At 69.2% G+C, this 19563-nt stretch carries 18 protein-coding genes; 11 read left to right on the forward strand and 7 right to left on the reverse strand.

Features of this window, described 5'->3' with window-relative positions; all coding sequences use genetic code 11:
• The first annotated feature begins 7 nt into the window (after positions 1-7).
• Positions 8-385: a DUF6394 family protein gene (locus EDC82_RS13610; protein ID WP_006945029.1), complete on the forward strand. Its 378-nt coding sequence runs from the start codon at positions 8-10 to the stop codon at positions 383-385.
• Positions 386-388: 3 nt separating this feature from the next.
• Entirely contained in the window at positions 389-2137 is a 1749-nt protein-coding gene (locus tag EDC82_RS13615; protein WP_006945168.1) for an NAD-binding protein, read from the forward strand.
• A gap of 90 nt (positions 2138-2227) precedes the next feature.
• Here the strand turns inward: EDC82_RS13615 and EDC82_RS13620 are convergent, their stop codons facing one another.
• Positions 2228-2857, reverse strand: a complete 630-nt coding sequence (locus tag EDC82_RS13620; RefSeq protein WP_006945032.1) for a GNAT family N-acetyltransferase — start codon at positions 2855-2857, stop codon at positions 2228-2230.
• A 235-nt stretch (positions 2858-3092) separates the two neighbouring features.
• Here EDC82_RS13620 and EDC82_RS13625 point away from each other — a divergent pair, with 235 nt between their 5' ends.
• Complete coding sequence (locus tag EDC82_RS13625) at positions 3093-3521, forward strand: hypothetical protein (protein ID WP_131941858.1); 429 nt, start codon at positions 3093-3095, stop codon at positions 3519-3521.
• 424 nt (positions 3522-3945) lie between these two features.
• On the opposite strand, the gene EDC82_RS13630 is transcribed toward EDC82_RS13625, so the two are convergent.
• Positions 3946-4740: a TIGR00730 family Rossman fold protein gene (locus EDC82_RS13630; RefSeq protein WP_235006239.1), complete on the reverse strand. Its 795-nt coding sequence runs from the start codon at positions 4738-4740 to the stop codon at positions 3946-3948.
• A 94-nt stretch (positions 4741-4834) separates the two neighbouring features.
• Between EDC82_RS13630 and EDC82_RS13635 the strand changes: the two genes are divergently transcribed.
• Positions 4835-6202 carry a threonine/serine exporter ThrE family protein gene (locus EDC82_RS13635; RefSeq protein WP_131941860.1) on the forward strand — a complete coding sequence of 456 codons (1368 nt, stop codon included), beginning with the start codon at positions 4835-4837 and terminating at the stop codon, positions 6200-6202.
• A 75-nt stretch (positions 6203-6277) separates the two neighbouring features.
• On the opposite strand, the gene EDC82_RS13640 is transcribed toward EDC82_RS13635, so the two are convergent.
• The 4 genes from EDC82_RS13640 to EDC82_RS13655 form a co-directional block, all read right to left on the reverse strand.
• Positions 6278-6793 carry a DUF1697 domain-containing protein gene (locus EDC82_RS13640; RefSeq protein WP_160126267.1) on the reverse strand — a complete coding sequence of 172 codons (516 nt, stop codon included), beginning with the start codon at positions 6791-6793 and terminating at the stop codon, positions 6278-6280.
• Between the two features lie 168 nt (positions 6794-6961).
• Positions 6962-8515, reverse strand: coding sequence for an amino acid permease (locus tag EDC82_RS13645; protein WP_131941864.1), 1554 nt, complete (start codon positions 8513-8515; stop codon positions 6962-6964).
• Between the two features lie 205 nt (positions 8516-8720).
• The gene (locus tag EDC82_RS13650) at positions 8721-9404 is read right to left on the reverse strand and encodes an HAD family hydrolase (protein WP_131941866.1); all 684 of its coding nucleotides are present in this window, start codon (positions 9402-9404) and stop codon (positions 8721-8723) included.
• A gap of 78 nt (positions 9405-9482) precedes the next feature.
• Positions 9483-10544, reverse strand: coding sequence for a DUF5336 domain-containing protein (locus EDC82_RS13655; RefSeq protein ID WP_131941868.1), 1062 nt, complete (start codon positions 10542-10544; stop codon positions 9483-9485).
• A 249-nt stretch (positions 10545-10793) separates the two neighbouring features.
• Between EDC82_RS13655 and EDC82_RS13660 the strand changes: the two genes are divergently transcribed.
• Positions 10794-11711, forward strand: coding sequence for a hypothetical protein (locus EDC82_RS13660; protein WP_131941870.1), 918 nt, complete (start codon positions 10794-10796; stop codon positions 11709-11711).
• A gap of 175 nt (positions 11712-11886) precedes the next feature.
• A complete protein-coding gene (locus EDC82_RS13665; protein WP_131941872.1) occupies positions 11887-13155 on the forward strand; it encodes a hydroxyacid-oxoacid transhydrogenase in 1269 nt (422 codons plus the stop codon).
• Positions 13156-13582: 427 nt separating this feature from the next.
• On the opposite strand, the gene EDC82_RS13670 is transcribed toward EDC82_RS13665, so the two are convergent.
• Entirely contained in the window at positions 13583-14179 is a 597-nt protein-coding gene (locus EDC82_RS13670; RefSeq protein WP_131941874.1) for a TetR family transcriptional regulator, read from the reverse strand.
• Positions 14180-14287: 108 nt separating this feature from the next.
• Here EDC82_RS13670 and EDC82_RS13675 point away from each other — a divergent pair, with 108 nt between their 5' ends.
• From EDC82_RS13675 to EDC82_RS13695, 5 genes are all read left to right on the forward strand, one after another.
• Positions 14288-15394, forward strand: a complete 1107-nt coding sequence (locus tag EDC82_RS13675; protein WP_200829307.1) for an ABC transporter permease — start codon at positions 14288-14290, stop codon at positions 15392-15394.
• A 304-nt stretch (positions 15395-15698) separates the two neighbouring features.
• Positions 15699-16511, forward strand: a complete 813-nt coding sequence (locus tag EDC82_RS13680; protein ID WP_131941876.1) for a DsbA family oxidoreductase — start codon at positions 15699-15701, stop codon at positions 16509-16511.
• A 151-nt stretch (positions 16512-16662) separates the two neighbouring features.
• Positions 16663-18144 carry a ferric reductase-like transmembrane domain-containing protein gene (locus EDC82_RS13685; RefSeq protein WP_131941878.1) on the forward strand — a complete coding sequence of 494 codons (1482 nt, stop codon included), beginning with the start codon at positions 16663-16665 and terminating at the stop codon, positions 18142-18144.
• 29 nt (positions 18145-18173) lie between these two features.
• Positions 18174-18692 carry an FMN-binding protein gene (locus EDC82_RS13690; protein ID WP_074040838.1) on the forward strand — a complete coding sequence of 173 codons (519 nt, stop codon included), beginning with the start codon at positions 18174-18176 and terminating at the stop codon, positions 18690-18692.
• Positions 18693-18732: 40 nt separating this feature from the next.
• On the forward strand, positions 18733-19548 hold the full coding sequence (locus EDC82_RS13695; RefSeq protein ID WP_131941880.1) for an FAD:protein FMN transferase: 816 nt from the start codon (positions 18733-18735) through the stop codon (positions 19546-19548).
• Positions 19549-19563: the final 15 nt, after the last annotated feature.

The following is a 19563-nucleotide window of genomic DNA, read 5'->3' on the forward strand; positions in this document are numbered from 1 at the left end:
CGGGGACATGAACCTCGAGAAAGTCGTCTTCGGCTTCTTCGTGCTGCTGTCGGCCACGATGAACTTCGGTTTCTTCATCGGCGACATGGCCGAGCCGAAACTGCACAACATCAACGAGCTGTACGTCGCGATCTTCGTCAACCTCATCGCACTCGTGCTGAAGTTCGGCGACCGCACGCAGATCGGCGCCGTGCACCTCGCGACGTCGCTCGTCGCCGTCCTGCAGCTCGTCGCGGCGGCCGCGTACTACGTCCTGGCCGGCGGCTATCACAACAGCCCCGGGACGACGGCGAGCATCGTCAGCCTCTCCGGCGGCGCGCTGCTCGCGAACATCGTCTCGGTCGTCCTGCTCGTCTCGGAGACGATCTCCTACCGTCGCCGCTGAGCCATGAACAACCTGCTCGCCTTCCTCGTCCGACGCCCGACGCGGCACACTACGCGCGTGCGGCGCGCCGTGGAGATCCCCGACGAGGCGCCGTCGACGGACGCGATCTTCATCGTCATCCGACGCATGCGCGCGCCGCTGATCTTCATCATCACGGTGTTCGCGATCTCCGTGCTCGGCCTGACGCTCGTGCCCGGCCGTGATGAGGGCGGCCACACGACGCACCTGAGCGCGTTCGAGGCGTTCTACTTCATCTCCTACACCGCCTCGACGATCGGGTTCGGCGAGATCTACCCGTTCACGACGCCGCAACGCATGTGGGTGACGGTGTGCATCTTCATGACGGTCGTCGGATGGGCGTACGCGATCGGAACGCTGCTGTCATTGCTGCAGTCGGCCAGTTTTCAGCACGCGCTCGCGATGCAGCGCTTCCGCGCGAAGGTCAAGCGCATCCGTGAGCCGTTCCTCATCGTCTGCGGGTACGGCCAGGCGGGGCGTCAGGTCTGTCGCGAGCTCGACTTCCAGGGGCGCCGGTTCGTCGTCATCGACCGGCACGAAGGGCGCCTCGACCGCATCATGACCGACGAGCTGCAGAGCGAGGTGCCCGCGCTCGAGGCGAACGCGAGCCTGCCCGCGGTACTCGGCATGGCGGGCCTCGCCAACCAGCACTGCGACGGCGTGCTCGCCCTGACCGATGACGACACCGACAACCTCGCCATCGTCATGAACGCCACGGTGCTGCGCCCCGGCATGAGCGTCATCGCGCGCTGCACCGACGCGCGCGTCGAGGAAAGCATGCGCGACTTCGCACCGAACGCCGTCATCAACCCGAGCGACCGCTACGGCGCCTACCTCGTGCTCGCGCTGCAACGGCCCGAGACGTACCGGCTCGTCACGTGGCTGATGGACCCGCGCGACCTGCCGCTGCCGCCGCGGTACGAACCGAAATCGGGCGGGACGTGGGTCGTCGCCTCCGATGACGACTTCGGCGCCGAGGTGTCGAACGACCTGCATCGCGCCGGCATGCACGTCGTCATGGCCGACCCGGAAGAAGGCCACCCCGACGTCAGTGGCGCGAGCGGTTTCATCGCCGGTACGCGCAACGACACGACGAACCTCGCCCTCGCCGAGCACGCGAAGCTCGAGCGCAAGGACCTGTTCGTCGGCGTGCGCCAGCAGTCTGACGCGCGCGCGTCGATCATCACGGCGCTCGGCATCGACTCGGTGTTCACGCCCACCGAACTCGTCGCGCAGGAGAGCCTCGCGCGCGTCATCACGCCGCTGTTCTGGAGCTTCGTCGAATACGCGGTGACGCAGCCGGAAGAGTTCGCCGAGCGCCTCCTGACGAACCTGACGAACCGCTGCGGCGACGTCGCGAAGGACCGCGCGATCATCGACCTCTCCGCGGCCGGCTCGCCCGCGCTGCATCGCTGGCTGCTGCACGCCGAACTGACGATCGGACAGCTGCTCGCCAACCCCGACGACCGCGACTCGAAGCTCCCGCTCGTCGCGCTCATGCTCATCCGCAACGGTGAGCACATCTACGCACCCGACGACACGATGACGGTGACACCCGACGACCAGGTGCTCGTCGTCGGCCACCACTGGGGCCTCGAAGCACTCGTGCAGACACAGTTCAGCGACGCCTCCGCCGAATACATCGCCACCGGCGTGCAGGTGCCCGAGACGTGGGTGTGGCGGCGTCTGAACCGGTCGAAGCGGCGCAGTCGCTCGCGTCAGCCGGTGGGGTGACGGGGTTCGGGCTGGTCGTCCGGGGCTGACAGGCTCGGGGTCGTCGATCTTCGCCCGAAGACGCGTCGGATGTGACGCGATTCCGGGCAATCAGGCCGGGTGGTCGGGGGCCTCCCATTCGCGACGCAGCAGCGAGTAGAGGCAAGCGTCGACGAACGCGCCGTCGATGACGCCGTCATCGACGAAGTAGCCCTCTCGCCGGAAACGCAGCTTCTCGAGCACGCGGCCTGACGCGACGTTGCCGGCGAAGACGTCGGCCTGCACGCGGTGGACGTCAGGGAGGCTGAACGCGTGGTCGACGAGTGCACGCACCACTTCCGTGCCGATCCCCTGGCCGGCGACGGCATCGTCGAGTGCGTAGTGGATGCGCGCGACGAGATGCGGTGTCGGAGCGTCGTCCTTCGTCCAGGCACGGGTGATCGCGAATCCGCAGTCACCGATCACGTGCCCCTCCCGTTCGACGACGAACTGGACCTCGGATCGTTCGTCGCTCGGCTTCGTCATGCGATCGATGCGCCGCTGGAACTTCTCCCGAAGCTGCGCTGAGGCGAGGCCGCCGTGGCTGAGCCAGCGGTAGACGTTCGGGCGGGTGCGGTAGGTGACGACCGCGTCGATGTCGTCACCCGTCATGACGCGCAGGACGGTGCGCCCGGTGACGAGCGGGTGTCTCGGCGCTGCCGACGGAAGGGTGGTGCGGCGCTGTTCGCGGGGTTCGGTCACCGTCCTGTTGTACCGCGAGACGCCCGCCCGCTCTGCCCGGCCCCAGCCCGTGGGATCGGCTCTGGCGCGCCGCCCGTCGGCGGTGGCTGGCGAACGTGGACGAAAATCGCAGATGTGTACGGGGTGGGCGCCCTGGTGTGGTGGGGCAGGCGCGAAGGCGCATGATGCGCGGGCCGTCGACGAGGGCTGACGCTAGGCTGACGGGCGAAACGAACCGCCACAGAAAGGCATCATCATGTCGCTTTCCGAGAAGCTGCTGCAGCCGTCCGTGCGTCCCGCCGTCGCGAAGGATCTCGCTGCCACGATCGACTCCGAGGTCTCCGGCAAGAAGGGCCTGAGCGGCGCCGCGATCAAGACGGCGTACGCGGGCGCGAAGAAGAAGGTCGACGTTCCGTCGGCGCTCAACGACAACCTCGACCAGATCGTCGCGATCTTCGACCCGTACTGGGACGCCTTCGGTGGCCAGGGCGACTTCGGCGCGTACCTCAAGGGTCGCGGCGACGAGGTGAGCGCCGACATCCTCAAGATCGCCGATGCGCGCGCCAACTCGACGTCGCGCGACCAGATCGCGAAGGTCTACGGCACGTTCCGCGGCAAGGCCGCCGACATGATCAAGGACGCACTGCCCGCCATCGGCGCGACGCTGCAGAAGCACGCCGCCTGACCGGCCCGCTCGACGCTCCCGTATCTGACGGTGCGGGGGCGTTCGCGTCTCGGGCTTCGGGCGTGCCCCTTCGAGGTCACTGCGGTGTGGGCGGGCCCGGCACCGACGGCAGGCGGGCTCGAGGCCGTGAGCAGCAACTGTCTGACGGCGGGGATGCCCTCCCACCAACCGCCGGCGTCAACGGTCGGGATGCTTTCGTCAGGCTCATCCTCGGGTGCGCTGACGTCGAGCCACTGACGCTGCCAGTCGGTGAGGTCGGCGTCATCGGTGTCATCACGACTGACGTTGTCAGCATCATCTCCGCCATCGGTGGCTCTGCCGGCAGGCGACTCGTTGCTCACTGCCGTTCTCGCCCAGGCAAACCCGCCGTCAGCAGGCGCCACCGTCGCCACGTGCGCGTCATCGACGTCGGCGGCCTCACCGCTCAAGCGCGCGAGCACATCCGGACGCGCCTCGACCCGCCGCGCAAACCCGCACCGCTGACGATGCAACGGGCGGCGAGAGCGTCGAGGGCCTCATCGATGGTCGGGGCGACGACGGCGTCGTCGATGACGCTCTGTCGGATGAACCCGGCGTCCGCCAGACCCTGCACCGCGTCGAGCAGCGGGCGCCAGAACCCTTGTACGTCAAGGAAACCCACCGGCTTGTCGTGGTAACCGATGGTGCGCCACGTCCAGACCTCGAAGATCTCCTCGAGCGTGCCGAGGCCGCCGGGCAGCGTGAGAAAGGCGTCGGCGCGCGTGGCCATGCCGGCCTTGCGCGTGTGCATCGTGTCGACCTCGTGGAACTCCGTGAGGTCGTGCCGCCCCCATTCGCGCTCGACCATGAGCGACGGAATGAACCCGACGACCTCGCCCCCGGCGTCGAGCGCGCCCTGGCTCACCGCACCCATGAGGCCGCCGCCGCCCGCGCCGTACACGAGCGTCAGACCCCGTTCGGCGATGACTCGCCCCGCGTCGTACGCCGCGTCCATGAGCGCCGGGTCGGCGCCCGGCGTCGACCCGCAGAACACGGCGACGCTGCGCATCGTTCCGGCGTTCGCGCCCGCTGAAGTCGACGACGCCGCGGTCGGCGTCGCCGCGATGCGGCCCGATGTGGCGGCGCTCATCCCGTCGCCATGCACGGCGTCCGCGGCCGTCGCGTCGCCAGAGGCCGTCGAACCGCTGACGGGTTCGTTCGCGCGCTCGCCGTGGCCGTCTCTCGCGCCGGTTTCACTCATGCACTCACCCTAGAGCCGGGCGGTGACAACGCACCCTGCCTGCTGGGCGAGCGTCCGAGTGGACTCCGCCCCCGCGTCCTGACACCGTGACGGCGTGCCTTCCTCCCGCCCCATCGACGACCTGTTCACGTTCACCCTGCGCGCCGGAAGCATGTTGCTGCGCAACGGATCTCCGTCGGCCAACGTCACCCAGGCCATGCTGACGATCACCCGCGTCAACGGTTTCGCGACCACGACGGCGAACGTCACGATGGGTCAGATCACGCTCAGCTACACGCCCGCGGACGACGCGACACCCGTCACGCGCGTTCAGACCGTCGGCGCGGCCGGCCTCGACGTGCACGTGCTGACGGTGCTCGAACACATCGTCGAGGATGTCGTCACCTCACGCATCGACATCCGTGAAGCGCTGCGACGTCTCGACGAGCTGGAGGCCGAACCGCCGCAGACGCGCACTCTCAAGACGCTCGGCACAGCGGCGATGGGCTTCGGGTTCGCGTGGCTGCTCGGCGGGTCGCTGGGCGTCTGCCTCATCGCGACGGTGTGCGCCGTCATCATCGACGTCGTCAGCGCCTGGCTCGCACGCGTGCAGCTGCCGTCGTACTACGGACGCGCGATCGCCGCCGGGCTCGCCGTCGCGACAGGTGCGGTGCTCGTCGCAGTGTTCCCGATCGGCTCGCCGGGCGTCATCATCACCGCCGCGCTCGTGACGCAGCTGGCCGGCAGCGCCTCCGTCAGCGCCATCCAGGACCTGTTGACGGGCTGGTACCTGACGGCCTGCGGGCGCCTCATCGAATCGACGATCCTGACGCTCGGGCTCGTCGTCGGCGCCATCGGCGCGGTGTACGGCGTGGCGCACGTCGGCGTGCATCTCGACATCGAGAAGACCGGCAACGGCAACCCCGTCGCGTGGCAGACGACGCTCGCCGCCGCGCTCATCGCCATCGGATTCGCGCTGCTCAGCCACGCACGCTGGCGCCACCTGCCGCTGTTCGCGCTGCTCGGCGCCGCGGCGCGCGCCATCTACCTGCTGCTCAGCGCCGCCGGGATCTCCAACTTCACCGCGACGAGCGTCGCCGCGATGGGGCTCGGCATCGTCAGCGTCGTCATGGCACGCCCGACGCACCTGCCGACGTCCGGCGCCCTCGACGTCGCCATCTCGCCACTCGTGCCGGGCATGGTGCTCTACAAGGGGTTCGCGGCGCTCGCGACGCACTCGGGTAGCGCCGGCTCGTACCTGTTCGAAGCGATGGCCGTCGCCCTCGCCATCGGCACCGGCGCCGTCCTCGGGCAGTTCATCGCGAGCCGATCCCTGTGGAGCGCCCGCAGCGTCCAGTACAAGCACGCGTCGCAGCACGGCGACGCCGACCTCGACGACACCGAATTCGCAGCCAAGGGCCTGTCGACACCCGACTTCCGCCGTCCGTTCATCGACCACGGCGGTGAAGCGCCTCGGGGGTGACGGGCTGGTGAGGCGGAGTTACCCGCCATCCGGCCGTTGCCCGATGGTGCTTGTGCTGGTACTGGTGCTGGTGCGTCAGGCGAGCATCTTCTCGAGGGTGTTGAGGTTGCGCGTGGTGGTCGTCGACTTCCAGCGCGGGCGGGCGAGCACCTTTGCGACGGGCGACGTGGTCGTGGCGCCCTTGAGGGTTCGCCAGTAGAGGTCGTCGCCGGCGGCCAGGACGTGTTCGTCGCAGGGGTTGGCGTCGATGGCGGCCTGAGCGTCGTCATAGGCGGGCGCGCCCCCGAGCACGACGTAGCGGTGGTGGGCGTCGTCGGGCGTGAACGGCCAGGCGTCGACGATGTTCGCGAGCTCGTCCGCGTCACGCACGAGAACGTAGGCTTCGTAGCCGAACTCGTCGCTCAGGACACGCTTGGCGAGTGTCTTGAGGTCGTCGGCGGGGCCGTCGAACGCGAGACGGACGTTGCCCGTCGCGAGCCACGTCGTCACCTCGCGGGCACCCGCCTCCGTCAGCACTTCGCGCAAACGCGGCATGGGCACGCGCACGCCCCCGACGTTGATGCCGCGCAGGAACATGACGTAGGTGCTCACAGCTCGATCCTGCCACCCGACGTCGCGTTCGCCGCCGAAGCCGAGGGCTCGGGGTGAAGGCGGGCGAAAATCGCACATGTGGACAGGAATCGCCGTTGTGGACGCAGATCGCACATGTGGACGCCATTCGCCGATGGGGACAGGACTCGCAAGGATGGACGGAAGTGCTCAGGCGTCGTTGCGGTGAGCCTCGGTCGAGGTAACCGTCGTGTCGTCGGCATCGTCGGGGTCATCGGGGTCGTCGTGTTCGGCGAGCCCCTGCTCGGCGGCCTCGACGATCTCTTCGTCCGAGCCACCCGTGAAGCCGTGACGGGCGAACGCCGCGACGAGCACGATCGCTGCCACCGCGAGCGAGAACCACAGGTTCTGCGACTGGCCGTCGTCGAACGCCATCATGACGAGGATGAGCAGGATGAACGCGATCGTCGCGTACGTCAGCCACGGGAACAGCCACATGCGCACCCGCACCGTCGTGCCTGCCTCGTCCATCGCGCGGCGCGAGCGCAGCTGCGTGAACGAGATGCACAGATACACGAACAGTGCTGCGCATCCGGCCGTCGACAGCAGGTAGGCGAAGATCTTGTCGGGCAGCACGTAGTTGAGGGCGACGCAGAAGAAGCCGACGACGACGCTGGCGAGGATCGCCGCGACGGGCACGCCGCGCTTGTTCGTCCGCCCGAACGACTTCGGCGCGTCACCACGCTGGCCCAGGCTGAACGCCATGCGGCTCGCGGTGTAGAGCGCCGAGTTGAGGCAGCTCGCGACGGCCGTCAGGATCGCGAGGTCGAGGACGGTCGTCAGTCGGCCGAGCCCGATCGTCTCGAGCGTGTACTGGTACGAACCCTTGGACGCGAGGTCGGGGCTCGTCCAGTCGACGAGGCACACGACGACCATGATCGAACCCAGGTAGAAGATCGAGATGCGCCAGATGACGCTGTTGACGGCCTTGCGGATGCCGCCGACGGGGTTGTTGGACTCGGCCGCGGCGATCGTCACGATCTCGGTGCCGAGGTACGTCGTCGTGGTCGTCAGCATCGCGGCGAAGATGCCGCCGACGCCGCCACCGAAGAACCCGTGGTCGGTGAGGCCGTGCACGCCGGAGACGTCGCTCGTCGGCAGGATGCCGAGGATCGCCAGTACGCCGAGCGCGATGAACCCGATGATGACGACGACCTTGACGAGCGCGAACCAGAACTCGAACTCGCCGTAGTTGCCGACGCTGACGAGGTTCGTCGCCGTCAGGATCGCCGTGATGAGGAACGCGAACACCCATTGCGGCCAGTCGATCCAGTTGTGCAGGATCGTCGCGCCGGCGGTCGCCTCGACGGGGATGATGAGCGCCCACGCCCACCAGTACAGCCAGCCGATCGAGAACCCGGCCCACTTGCCGAGCGCGCGGTCGGCGTAGACGCTGAACGAACCCGTATCCGGGTTGACGGTCGCCATCTCGCCGAGCATGCGCATGACGAGGACGACGACGAGACCGGCCGCCGCATAGCTGATGATGGCGCTCGGGCCGGCCAGCTGGATCGCGTTCGCCGAGCCGACGAACAGGCCGGCGCCGATGACGCCGGCGATCGAGATCATCGTGACGTGACGCGGTTTCAGCCCCGATTCGAGGGCGCCCAGCGGGGCGTCGTCGGTGGGCGGCTGGGCGGACGATTTCCACGGTTCGGGCGAGACGGGCGAGGCCTGTCTGTCGCCACCGGCTTGAGTCGACATGTCAACACCGTCCCCTGTTCGATGGGGGACTGCCACTCGGACGGTCGGCGAGTCCGGGATGTGACGCACGTCCGACCCGGGACGAGCGGGGTGAGAACGAGCGAAATGGTCGAACACGAGCGCTGTGCCGCTCGCATTCGAACATTTCGCTCGATGTCTTCGGGGTGCCCCCAGCCAGATGGACCTACGGGACCGATCTACGGCGTCAGTTCAGGCGGTCGAGCCAGGTGCCGTCGCGCAGGTCGGTGATGGCGTCGACGACGTCGGTGGCGCCCGCGTCATGCATCTCGGCGGCGGAGAAACCGCCGGTGCGCAGCCCCATCGTCGACATGCCGGTCTTCTTCGCGGCCTCGACGTCCCACGTCGCGTCGCCGATGAGGACGCCCTTCGAGCCGCCTGCCTCCTTCAGCGCGACCTCGAGGATGTCGGGTTCGGGCTTGCTGTTGTCGGCGTCGTCGGAGGAGGTGACGGCGTCGAAGTCGTCGCGCGTCAGCCCGACCTTCTCGAGCGCGGCGTCGGTGAACTCCTCCTTGCCGCTGCTCGCGAGCGCCACCTTGTAGCCCTTGCTGCGCGCGGCGCGCACGGCGTCGGCAGCGCCGTCAAATCCGCGCACCTCGGGCAGGAGCTTCTCGTACTCCTCCTCCCACGCGTCGCGCAGGTCGCCGCCGTGCTTGCTCTCGACGTCGTCGCCGACGAGGCTCGGGACGAGCTGGTCGCCGCCCATGCCGATCGAGCGGTGCACGCGCCACAGCGGCGGATACAGGTCGAAGCGCGCGAACGCACGCGCCCACGCGATGGCATGGTGGTACGTCGAGTCGATGAGGGTGCCGTCGACGTCGAACAGGACGGTGTCGACGGCCCCGGAAGCCTGCTGCGAATCGTCAGTCATCCCACCATCCTTGCCCGTTCGCGGCACCCGACGCAATGAACGCGGCGCCACCGCGACCGGCGCCGGGCGACGGCCGGTTCAGCGGCGCAACGTGCCGAACACTGTCGCAGCAGTGGCGATGATGCTGAAGAACACCACCATGACCAGCCCCCACGCCATGTAGGACCCGACGTTGACCGCGTCGATGAGACCGATCAACGCGCACAATCCCGCCGCGACGACAGCGCCCCACAGTGCTTTCGGCGGGAGCTTCCCGGCGAGGAACGCCCCGACGAGACCCGCCGCCGCCAATGCGAACAGCAACACGAAGACGCCGTCACCGTTCATTCCCGACGCGGAGATGCCGAACACACTCGCCCAGGGGCCGATGCACCCCAGCATGACGAACAACTGGGCGAGGAGTGAGGCCGCCAGCGCCGAATTGCCCAGGTGCAACGTGCCGTCGGGCTGACGCAGAGGGGCCGCCCCCTTCGCGGGCGCGCCCTGGGTGTTCCAGTTGGTGGGGGCACCCTGAGCATTCCATGGGTTGCCCGGCGCAGCGCCCGGGCCAAGTCCGTCCGAAGCGCCCCACGGCGCCCCTTGTTGGCCGTACTGCCCGCCTGCGGATTGGTCGTACTGCCCGCCTCCAGCACCCTGTTGCCCCTGGTACCCGGGCGACGCATGCCACTGACCGCCTGACGAGAAGGGCGCACCAGCCTGCTGGTCGTGGGGAGAGTTCTGGAACCCGTGGTTCGAGAAGGCGTGGCCCTGAAGACCGTACTGCTGACCCTGCTGGTGGGCATCGTGCTGTCCGGGTTGAGGCTGCTGCTGCCCGTATGGTCGGCCGTCCTGCCACGCTGCGGAATGTGGCCCGCTCGCGTCCTGCCATCGCTGTGAATCATGGGACTTGCCCTGCTCTGCGTGGGGCGCGCTCTGCTGTCCGTAGCTCTGGCCCCGAGACGTGTGAGACGGGTACTCGCTCGCCGATTCACCTGTTCTTCCCTGCGGACCGCGCTGCTCGTGCGCCTGGGCGTAGCCGCCGTCGAGTCGTGCATCATTCTGGTCAACCGATCGATCCGACGTGTCGTTGCGGGCGACTTCGCGCTCGGAAGCGCCGTCGATGCGGGACGAGCCGCCCTCCGGGGTGGTGTTGTCGGTCATCGGACTGCCTTTGCTGTCGAGTGAGGTCGGGCGGGGTCGCGAACCACGCCCGACCAGTATGACGCCGCTCACGCTCGCGGGGTGAGAAGCGTCCGCACGTGAAAGTATTCCGGCCGGCTAGGTAGCGGCGCATCGTGCCCGAGAACGCCTCAAGCACGACGCGATTTCGGGCAACGATGCTGCGACGGGGGTGCGACGCCGGCTGATGCCGTCCGGGGCACGGTCAGTTGCCGCGCCTACGATGAAGACATGATCGACCCGAGCCGTCACGCCGTGCTGTGGCTGCTCATCTTCTTCGTCCTCGCGACGGCCGCGACGCGCACCGCGACGCGCTACATCCGTCACCGCGCCGACCAGGCCGAGGCGTACCTCAAGGAGAACGCCGAGCCGGGCATGTTCCGCAACATCGCCATCGCGGGCATCCACATCCACCATCAGGTGTGGGGCATCCTCATGCTGCTGTTCAGCGGCCTCATGCTCATCACGTACCTGCCCGAGCGCGGCCTGTGGCTCAACCTGCTCGCGGCGATCTTCGGCACGGGAGCCGCCCTCACCCTCGACGAGTTCGCGATGTGGCTGCACCTCGAGGACGTCTACTGGCAGGAGGAGGGACGCCAGTCGATCAGCGCCCTGCTCGTCGCCGTCGCCATCACCGCAGCCCTCGTCCTGGGCGCGAACCCGCTCGACATCGTCCCCGGCAGCGACGGAGTGCCCGGCGTCGTCGTCGCGGTGGGCATCGTCATCAACTTCGGGTTCGTCGTCCTGACGATCCTCAAGGGCAAGCTGCTGACGGGGTTGATCGGCGTGTTCGTGCCCGGTCTCGCCGTCGTGGGTGCCGTGCGCGTCGCGAAACCCGGATCGTGGTGGGCGACCAAGCGATACAAGACGGGCGGGTGGCTCGATCGGCGCTCCCACGCGCGTTTCAACGACGCCTACGACGAACGCTGGAACGCCGTGCGCGACTTCATCGGCGGCCGCCCCTACCCGCGCGAACAGATGCGCGCGACGATGCGCTCACAGATGCAGGCCGCGCGCCGACGCCGTCAGGAACTGCCGCTCGAGCGCGCTCAGGCCCGCGTCGCGCGTGAGATGCGCCGGCATGAGCGGCTGACGGCCGCGCAGGTGCGGCGATCGTCGACGCGGGCGCGCTCGAGACGTCGACGCTGACACGGCGGGGCGACGCTCGACGCCCCACACGGTGCGGAACTGCACCACGTGGGACGTTCGCGCCGACCGATTGCCCCACTCGGCGCGATCTGCGCCGAGTGGGACGTCACGAGGTTCGAACAGTTCCGCCCCGGGCCAGGTGCCTCGTTCGTTTCACTCGCGTACCGTCGAGCCCATGGACGAAACGGTGTTCACCTACGGCAGCCCCCAACTGAAGTTCGGCCCCGGAGCCATCGACGAGATCGCTTGGGACGCATCCAATCTCGGCGCGCGCAGCGTCGCCGTCGTGAGTGATCCGGGCGTCGCGGACGCAGGCATCACGCGACGCGTCGCCGACGTCCTGACGGGCGGTGACATCAGCGTCGACGTCTTCACCGGCGCCCGCGTCGAGCCGAGCGACGCCTCGTTGCAGGAAGCCACCGACTGGGCCCGCAAGAACGGGCCGTGGGACGCGATCGTCGCCGTCGGGGGTGGCTCGAGCATCGACACGGCCAAGGCCATCGCCCTCATGACGACGAACGACGGCGACCTCGTCGACTACATCAACGCGCCCGTCGGTGGCGGCAAGAACCCGACGAAGCCGCTCGTGCCCGTCATCGCCGTGCCGACGACGACCGGCACGGGCAGCGAGTCGACGACGATCTGCGTCCTCGACGTGCTCGAAGCGAATGTCAAGACGGGCATCAGCCATGCGTCGCTGCGCCCGCGGCTCGCCGTCGTCGACCCGCAATTGACGATGACGCAGCCCGCCGGCGTCACCGCGGCCGCGGGCATGGACATCCTCTGCCACGCCCTCGAGAGCTACGCGGCCAAGCCGTACACCGAATTCGCCGCCAAGCGTGCCGAGGAGCGCGTGCCGTACTGCGGCGCCAACCCGATCAGCGACATGTGGTCGCGCGAGGCCGTGCGTTTGCTCGCGACGTCGTTCCGCACCGCCGTCGCGGACGGTGACGACGTGGACGCGCGCGGCGCGATGGCGCTCGCGGCGACGTTCGCGGGCATGGGGTTCGGCAACGCCGGCGTCCACGTGCCGCACGCGTGCGCCTACCCGATCGCCGGCATGGTGCGCGACTTCCGCCCCGACGGCTACGACGCCGACCACCCGATGGTGCCGCACGGCATGGCCGTAGCGATGACGGCGCCCGCCGCGTTCGCGCTGCTCTACCCCGCCGACCCGGGGCGCCACCACGAGTTGGCCGCGTTGCTGGAACCGGACACCGCCGGCAGCGACCTCGGCTGCGATGCGCTGCCCGACGCACTGCGTCGCCTCATGCGCGACATCGGCCTGCCCAACGGCCTTGTTGCACTGGGCTATTCGAGCAGCGACCTGCCGCAGCTCGTCGACGGCGCGATGAAGCAGCAGCGCCTGCTCGCGACGGCGCCCGTCGACATCACCGAGACCGACGTCGAACGCGTGCTGCGAGATTCGATGACGCTCTGGTGACGACACCGCTGCCGTGAGGCGGGCGCTACGGTGGGGCTCGGCATCGCAGGACGTCGACCGCTGCGGGGGGTTCACAGGTGGCCGGGCCTACAAGGCGCCCGCCCGTCCCCCTCTGCGATTCGCGCATCGATTCCGTCGTCACGCCGGGCCCCTGGCATGACGCCGCCCTCGTCCGGCTCGCCGGTTCTGACGACGAGCGTCCGATGGGCTTTCCGGCTCAGTACGCCGAGCGCATCGCGAAGATCGGCGACAAGCCCCTGCGCAGACGGGTGAGGCCCGGTCGCCCGCGTGACGACGGCAGGACGCCGCAGCCCGTCAGCGTCCGGCGACCGTCACAGGTGATGCGCCCAGACGATCGGTCCCGACCGCGAGCGCACTGGCGCCTGACCCGCGACCGACGACGCCGGCAGCGACGCCGGCGTCAGCGTCAACGTCCGAGCTGCAGCGCGATCATCGGCGCGAGGGTGCGGACGACGTCGCGCGGCGGCATGGAGGCGATCGGCTCGATGCCGATGAGGTAGCGCGCGAACACGAGCCCGGAGATGACGGTTCCGACGCCCGCAGCACGGCGGGAGGCGTCGGCGCCTCCGATGTGATCGCGCACGTGCGTCAGCAGCTCGGCGGTGATGAACTCGCTGAACAACCCGCGGATGGCGGGATCGCCGAGCACACCTTCGACCGTCTCCTGCAGCACCGGGCGCGAGCCCGCGCTCTCCCACACGGTGATGATGGCCATCAGGGATTCCTCGGCCACGCGCTGCGGGGGCTTGCCCCGGGCACGGCTGAACACGGACTCGACGGCGAACGTCGGGCTGAACTGCAGCGCCATCGCCTCGGCGAACAGCAGCCGCTTCGTCCCGAAGTGATAATTCACCAACGAGTGGTCCACACCGGCCTCCCGGGCGATCGACCGGGCTGACGTGCCGCGGTATCCGGAGGCCAAGAACTGTGCTCTGGCCTCCTCCAACAGGCGTTCTCGGGCATCACTACCACCTTTGGGACGCCCCCGCGAAGAATTCACCACGGTGGCATCATCGCATCAGGGCGGGCCATGCTGGGGTCAATCGCACGACATCGCAGAGCGGCCACGAGCCACGCGCCCAGGCACCGCTCCCCGGCATCAGGAGCCGTCATGACCGAACCCACGCCGCCCATGCGCGGCGAGCACCACACGCACGCAGACCTCGACGCGGCCCGCGCCGAGGAGGCACAGGCCCGCACCGAGGCGCCCGCGACGACCGGCACGACGCAGAACGGCGTCGAGGCCGACGGCGCCGAACGCGTCGAGGAACCCGAGAAGGAGCAGCCGCCGCTGCTCGTCTTCGTCCTCGCGCTGCCCGTCGTCCTCGGCCTCATGCTGCTCGCGTTCGCGACGCCGGCCGTGCACTCCGGCGCGAAGGATCTACCCCTCGCCGCCAGCGGCCCGCAGCAGGTGACGTCGAAGATCACCTCGACGCTCGAGAAGGAAAAGCCGGGCGCGTTCGACGTCAAGACCTACTCGACGCCCGAGCAGGGCGCCGACGCCGTCAAGAACCGCGACGCCATCGGCGGCATCGCCGTGAAGCCGCAGGGCGCCGTCATCCAGACGGCCGCCGGCGCGGGCTCGCCGTACTCCGCGCTCCTCAAGGGCGTCGGGGCGGGCCTCGAGAAGCAGGGCCAGAAGGTGACCTACCAGGAGCTCGCTCCGCTCCCGGCGAAGGACCCGATGGGCACCGCCATGACGAGCGCCGGACTGCCGCTGATCTTCGGTGGCATGGCGACGTCCGCCGCACTGTTCTTCACCTTCCGCGGCTCGTTCGCTCGACGTGCGCTCGGCGTCGTCGGCGTCGCGACACTCGGCGGCCTGCTCGCCGCGTGGATGCTCACGTCCTGGCTCGACGCCGTCGACTGCTCGTTCTGGAAGCTCGCGCTCGCCTTCGGCCTCGGCATCGCGGCCATCGGCTTCACCGTTCTCGGACTCGCGAAGAACCTCGGCCCGGCCGGCTTCGGGCTCGGCGCCGTCGCGATGCTGTTCATATCCAACCCGATCTCGGGCCTCGCGACCGGCCCGCAGTGGCTGCCGCACCCCTGGGGCACGATCGGGCAGTTCCTGCCCGTCGGTGCGGCCGGCACCGCGCTGCGATCAGTCGCCTACTTCGACGGGCGCGGGGCGTCTCAGGCCTGGATCGTCCTGCTCTGCTGGGCCTTCGGCGGGTTCGTCCTGCTGTCGCTCGGCAAGTGGCGCAAGACAGCGCACTGACGGCCAGCCCGGGCGCGACGAGCGACGCGGCATCATCCGGGCGCGATCCATCATGGCTGGGTCGGCGCCCGCGCCATGTCGTGGCGGGCCTGTCGCGCACGGGGCGAATCGGGCACAGGCGAGTCGGGCGCGGGCATTGCGCAGAACACGGCGGTGCAGGAGTACGTGAGTCGGGCACGGGGCACTCGGGCGGGGCGAGTCGGGCGCAGCCTTGTCACGCACCCGCTTCCGGCCGTCGGCGGGACGGATCGTCGCAGCCAGCACATGTCGGAATAGTTGAACAGTCAACGGTATTGACACCGGCATGAAGATCGACATCTGGAGCGACATCGTCTGCCCGTTCTGCGTCATCGGCAAGCGACACCTCGAGCTGGCGCTCGAGAACTTCGAGCACGCGGACGACGTCGAGATCGTCTGGCACAGCTACGAACTCGACCCGAGCATAGAGCGTGAGCCCGGCCGCACGCTCGTCGACACGATTGCGACGAAGTACGGCATCAGCGCCGAGCAGTCGGCGGCGAGCCAGCGGGACGTCGCAGCGCGCGCGGCCGCCGTCGGCCTGACGTTCAACTGGCAGGACGCGAAGTACGGCAACACGTTCGACGCCCACCGCCTCATCCATCTCGCAGCGCATCACGGACTCGCGACCGCGGCGGAGACGCGCCTCATGCACGCGTACTTCACAGAGGGCGTCTCGATCGGCGACGTCGACGAACTGCAGCGTCTCGGCGAGGAGATCGGGTTGCCCGCCGACGACGTCCGCCGCGTCCTGGCCGGCGACGAGTTCACTCAGGACGTGCGCGCCGACGAAGCGGCGGCGCGTCAGATCGGCATCACCGGTGTGCCGTTCTTCGTCCTCGACGGGCGCCTCGCCGTCTCCGGTGCGCAGCCCGTCGATACGTTCGAGCGCGCCCTGACGCAGGCCTGGCAGGCTCGTACGGCCACCTCGGACCCGACCTTGGACGCGGCGGCAACGCACGGCGCGTCCACGTCATCCGACGACGCCGACCCCGACGACGTCGAGCCCACCGGCCCCGACGCCGACTCAGTCGACCATGGCCGCGCCAGCACCCACAGCCATCCCGGCACCTGCGACACCGACCACTGCGCCATCTGACCGCGGGCCCGTACCCATCTGCGATTTTCGTACCCGTTTACCGGGAGTAAATGTGGACGAACATCGCAGATGGGTACGGCTCCGACGCCCTCATAGCCGCCTCACAGCGACGCCATACGGGGTGGTGAAGTGAGGGCGGGACAGTGGCGTCATGAGCACGCAGGTCACCATGCCGCCGACACCGAACAGACTCGGCGCCTCCGCCGTCGCGGCACCACGCGAACCGCGCGTCATCCCCTCCTGGTGGCGTGACGCGAGCATCGTTGTCGCCTGGGGCCTCGGCCTGTTCGTCGTCGCCCTGTGGGTGACGAACGGCGGGATCGCCGGCCTGACGTCCACGTCGGGCGTCCTCGACGAATCGGGCCGCCTCACGGGTCTGATCGCGAGCTACCTGCTCCTGCTGCAGGTGCTGCTCATGGCGCGAGTTCCGTTCGTGGAGCAGGCCTTCGGGCAGGATGGGCTGACGCGCCTGCACCGCTGGGTCGGCTTCTCGAGTTTCACGCTGATGCTCGCCCACATCGCCCTCATCACGCTCGGCTACGCCGCCGACGCGCACCAGAGCGTCTGGGGGCAGATCGTCGACTTCACCCTCACCTACCCGGCGATGCTGCTCGCCCTGGCCGGAACCGTCGCGCTGTGCCTCGTCGTCGTCACCAGCATCAAACCGCTGCGCCCCGGTAGCGCGACTCGGTCCCCGCGCTCGCGCGCGCTGCGCTACGAGAGCTGGCATCTGCTGCACCTGTACGCCTACCTCGGCGTGGGTCTGGCCCTACCGCACCAGCTGTGGACGGGCCGCGACTTCCTCGCCTCGCCCGTCGCGACGACGTTCTGGTGGGCCCTGTACGCGGCGGTGGCGCTCACCGTCATCGTGTTCCGTGTGCTGCTGCCGCTCGCGCGCACCCAGCGCGCCGGCCTGCGCGTGACGCACATCCAGGAGATCGCGCCCGGCGTCGTCAACGTCAGCGCCGTGGGGCGCGCCACGGCCGCGCTCGACGCGCGCGCCGGCCAGTTCCTGCAGTGGCGCTTCGGCGGGCCGGGCGTGACGCGCGCGAACCCGTACTCGCTGTCCGCCGCGCCTCGCGTGAGGGACGACGGGCAGGTCGAGCTACGCTTCACCGCCGCGATGATCGGTGACGGCTCACGCCGCCTGTCGACGCTGACGCCGGGGACGCGCGTCCTCGTCGAAGGACCGTACGGCCGCATGCACGCAGGTGCGGCTCGCACCCGGGCGTCGCTGCTCATCGGCGCCGGAATCGGCATCACGCCGCTACGCGCCCTGCTCGACGAACTGCCGAGCGACCCCGCGACGGGGCGGCTCGACGCGACCGTCATCCACCGTCACAGCACCGACGACGACCTCGTGCTCGACGACGAGATCGAGGCCATCACCGCCGCGCGCGGTGGCCAGTACATCGTGCTGCGCGGCCACCGCATCCCCGGCCGTGAGAGCTGGCTGCCCGAGGATCACCGTCACCTCAGCGACGCCGACGCCCTCTTGCTCGCCTGCCCGGACGTGCGCGAACGCGACGTCTACGTCTGCGGCGGGGCCGGGTGGATGCGCGCGGTCGAGCGAGCGCTGCGCGAGATCGGCGTGCCGCGCGAGCAGATCCACGTCGAGCACTTCACCTACTGAACCTACTGACTTACTGAGCGAGGACGATCATGAAACGCATCACCTGGTGGGCCATGAGCACGCTGACGCTGCTCGTGCTGCTGTTCAGCTACCGCACGTCGACCGAGGCAGTCGCAGCCGGCGGGGCTGGGGCGTCGAACACCGTTGCGATGCAGCAGAACACCACGACGGGCCAGAGCGAGGCGGGATCGACGCAGACGACGACATCGGGGTCCGGCACCGGTTCGGGTTCGACGCCCGCGGCCTCGGCTTCCACGTCCGGCTCGGCGAAGTCCGCGACCTACACGGGCACGAGCGTCGATACGCGTTGGGGGCCGGTGCAGGTGCGCATCACCGTCGCGAACGGAAAGGTCACCTCGTCGGAGGCCATCGTCTACCCGAGCGAGAACTCGCGCGATCAGGAGATCAACTCCGTGGCCATCCCGACGCTCAACTCCGAGGCGACGGGCACGACGACGAGCTCGATCGACATGGTCTCCGGCGCGACGTACACCTCGACGGGCTACATCCAGAGCCTGCAGTCGGCGCTCGACCAGGCCCACATCTGAGCCCGCGATGATGACGACGGCTTCGACGCGAGAAGAGATCATGATGCCCACCACCCCGGAACCGCCGTGGCGCACCCGAGCGTTCGTCGAACACACGATGGGCATGGCCGTCTCGCTCCATATTCGCGTCGCACACGACGAGTTCGACTCACGCACAGACGAACTGGCCGACGCAGCCCACCGCGCCTTCGCCGCCCTGCACCGCGCCGACGACGTGTTCTCGACCTACCGCGCCGACAGCGACCTCATGCGTATTCGCCGCGGTGAGCTCGACGAGACCGAGGCGGACCCCTGGTACGCAGACGTTCGCGCGTTGTGCGAGGAAGCCGCGACCGTCACGAATGGCCTGTTCACGACCGACCTCGTCGGTCCCGACGGCAGCCGCGGGTACGACCCGACGGGCCTCGTCAAGGGTTTCGCCGTCGAGCGTGCCGCCGACGTCCTGCGCGCCGTCCCCGGAATCGTGTTCTGCCTCAACGCCGGCGGTGACCTGACGTGCGACGCGGGGCCGGGCGCGAGTGCAAGCATCGAGCGCGTGTGGCGCGTTGGCATCAGCGACCCGCGCGACGCGGCGGGCGTCGTCGCGACGATCGAGCTGACGCAGGGCGCGCTGGCGACATCAGGCACCGCGCAGCGCGGCGCCCACATCGTCGACCCGAGGACGAATGTGGACGAAAATCGCAGAAGAGGACAGGAATCGCCGATGGGGCACGGGGGCGAGTGTGCGAGCGTCACCGTCGTCGGCCCGGATCTAATCTGGGCCGACGTGTGGGCCACCGCCTGCTTCCTCGAACCCGACGCCCTCGCCTTCAGTCGCATGGCCGCCAGCTACCGCGTCGCGCACCTGCAGGCCTGACACGCTGCCTCCCAC

Source organism: Dermacoccus sp. SAI-028, from assembly GCF_004346775.1.
GTDB classification, from domain to species: Bacteria; Actinomycetota; Actinomycetes; order Actinomycetales; family Dermatophilaceae; genus Dermacoccus; species Dermacoccus nishinomiyaensis.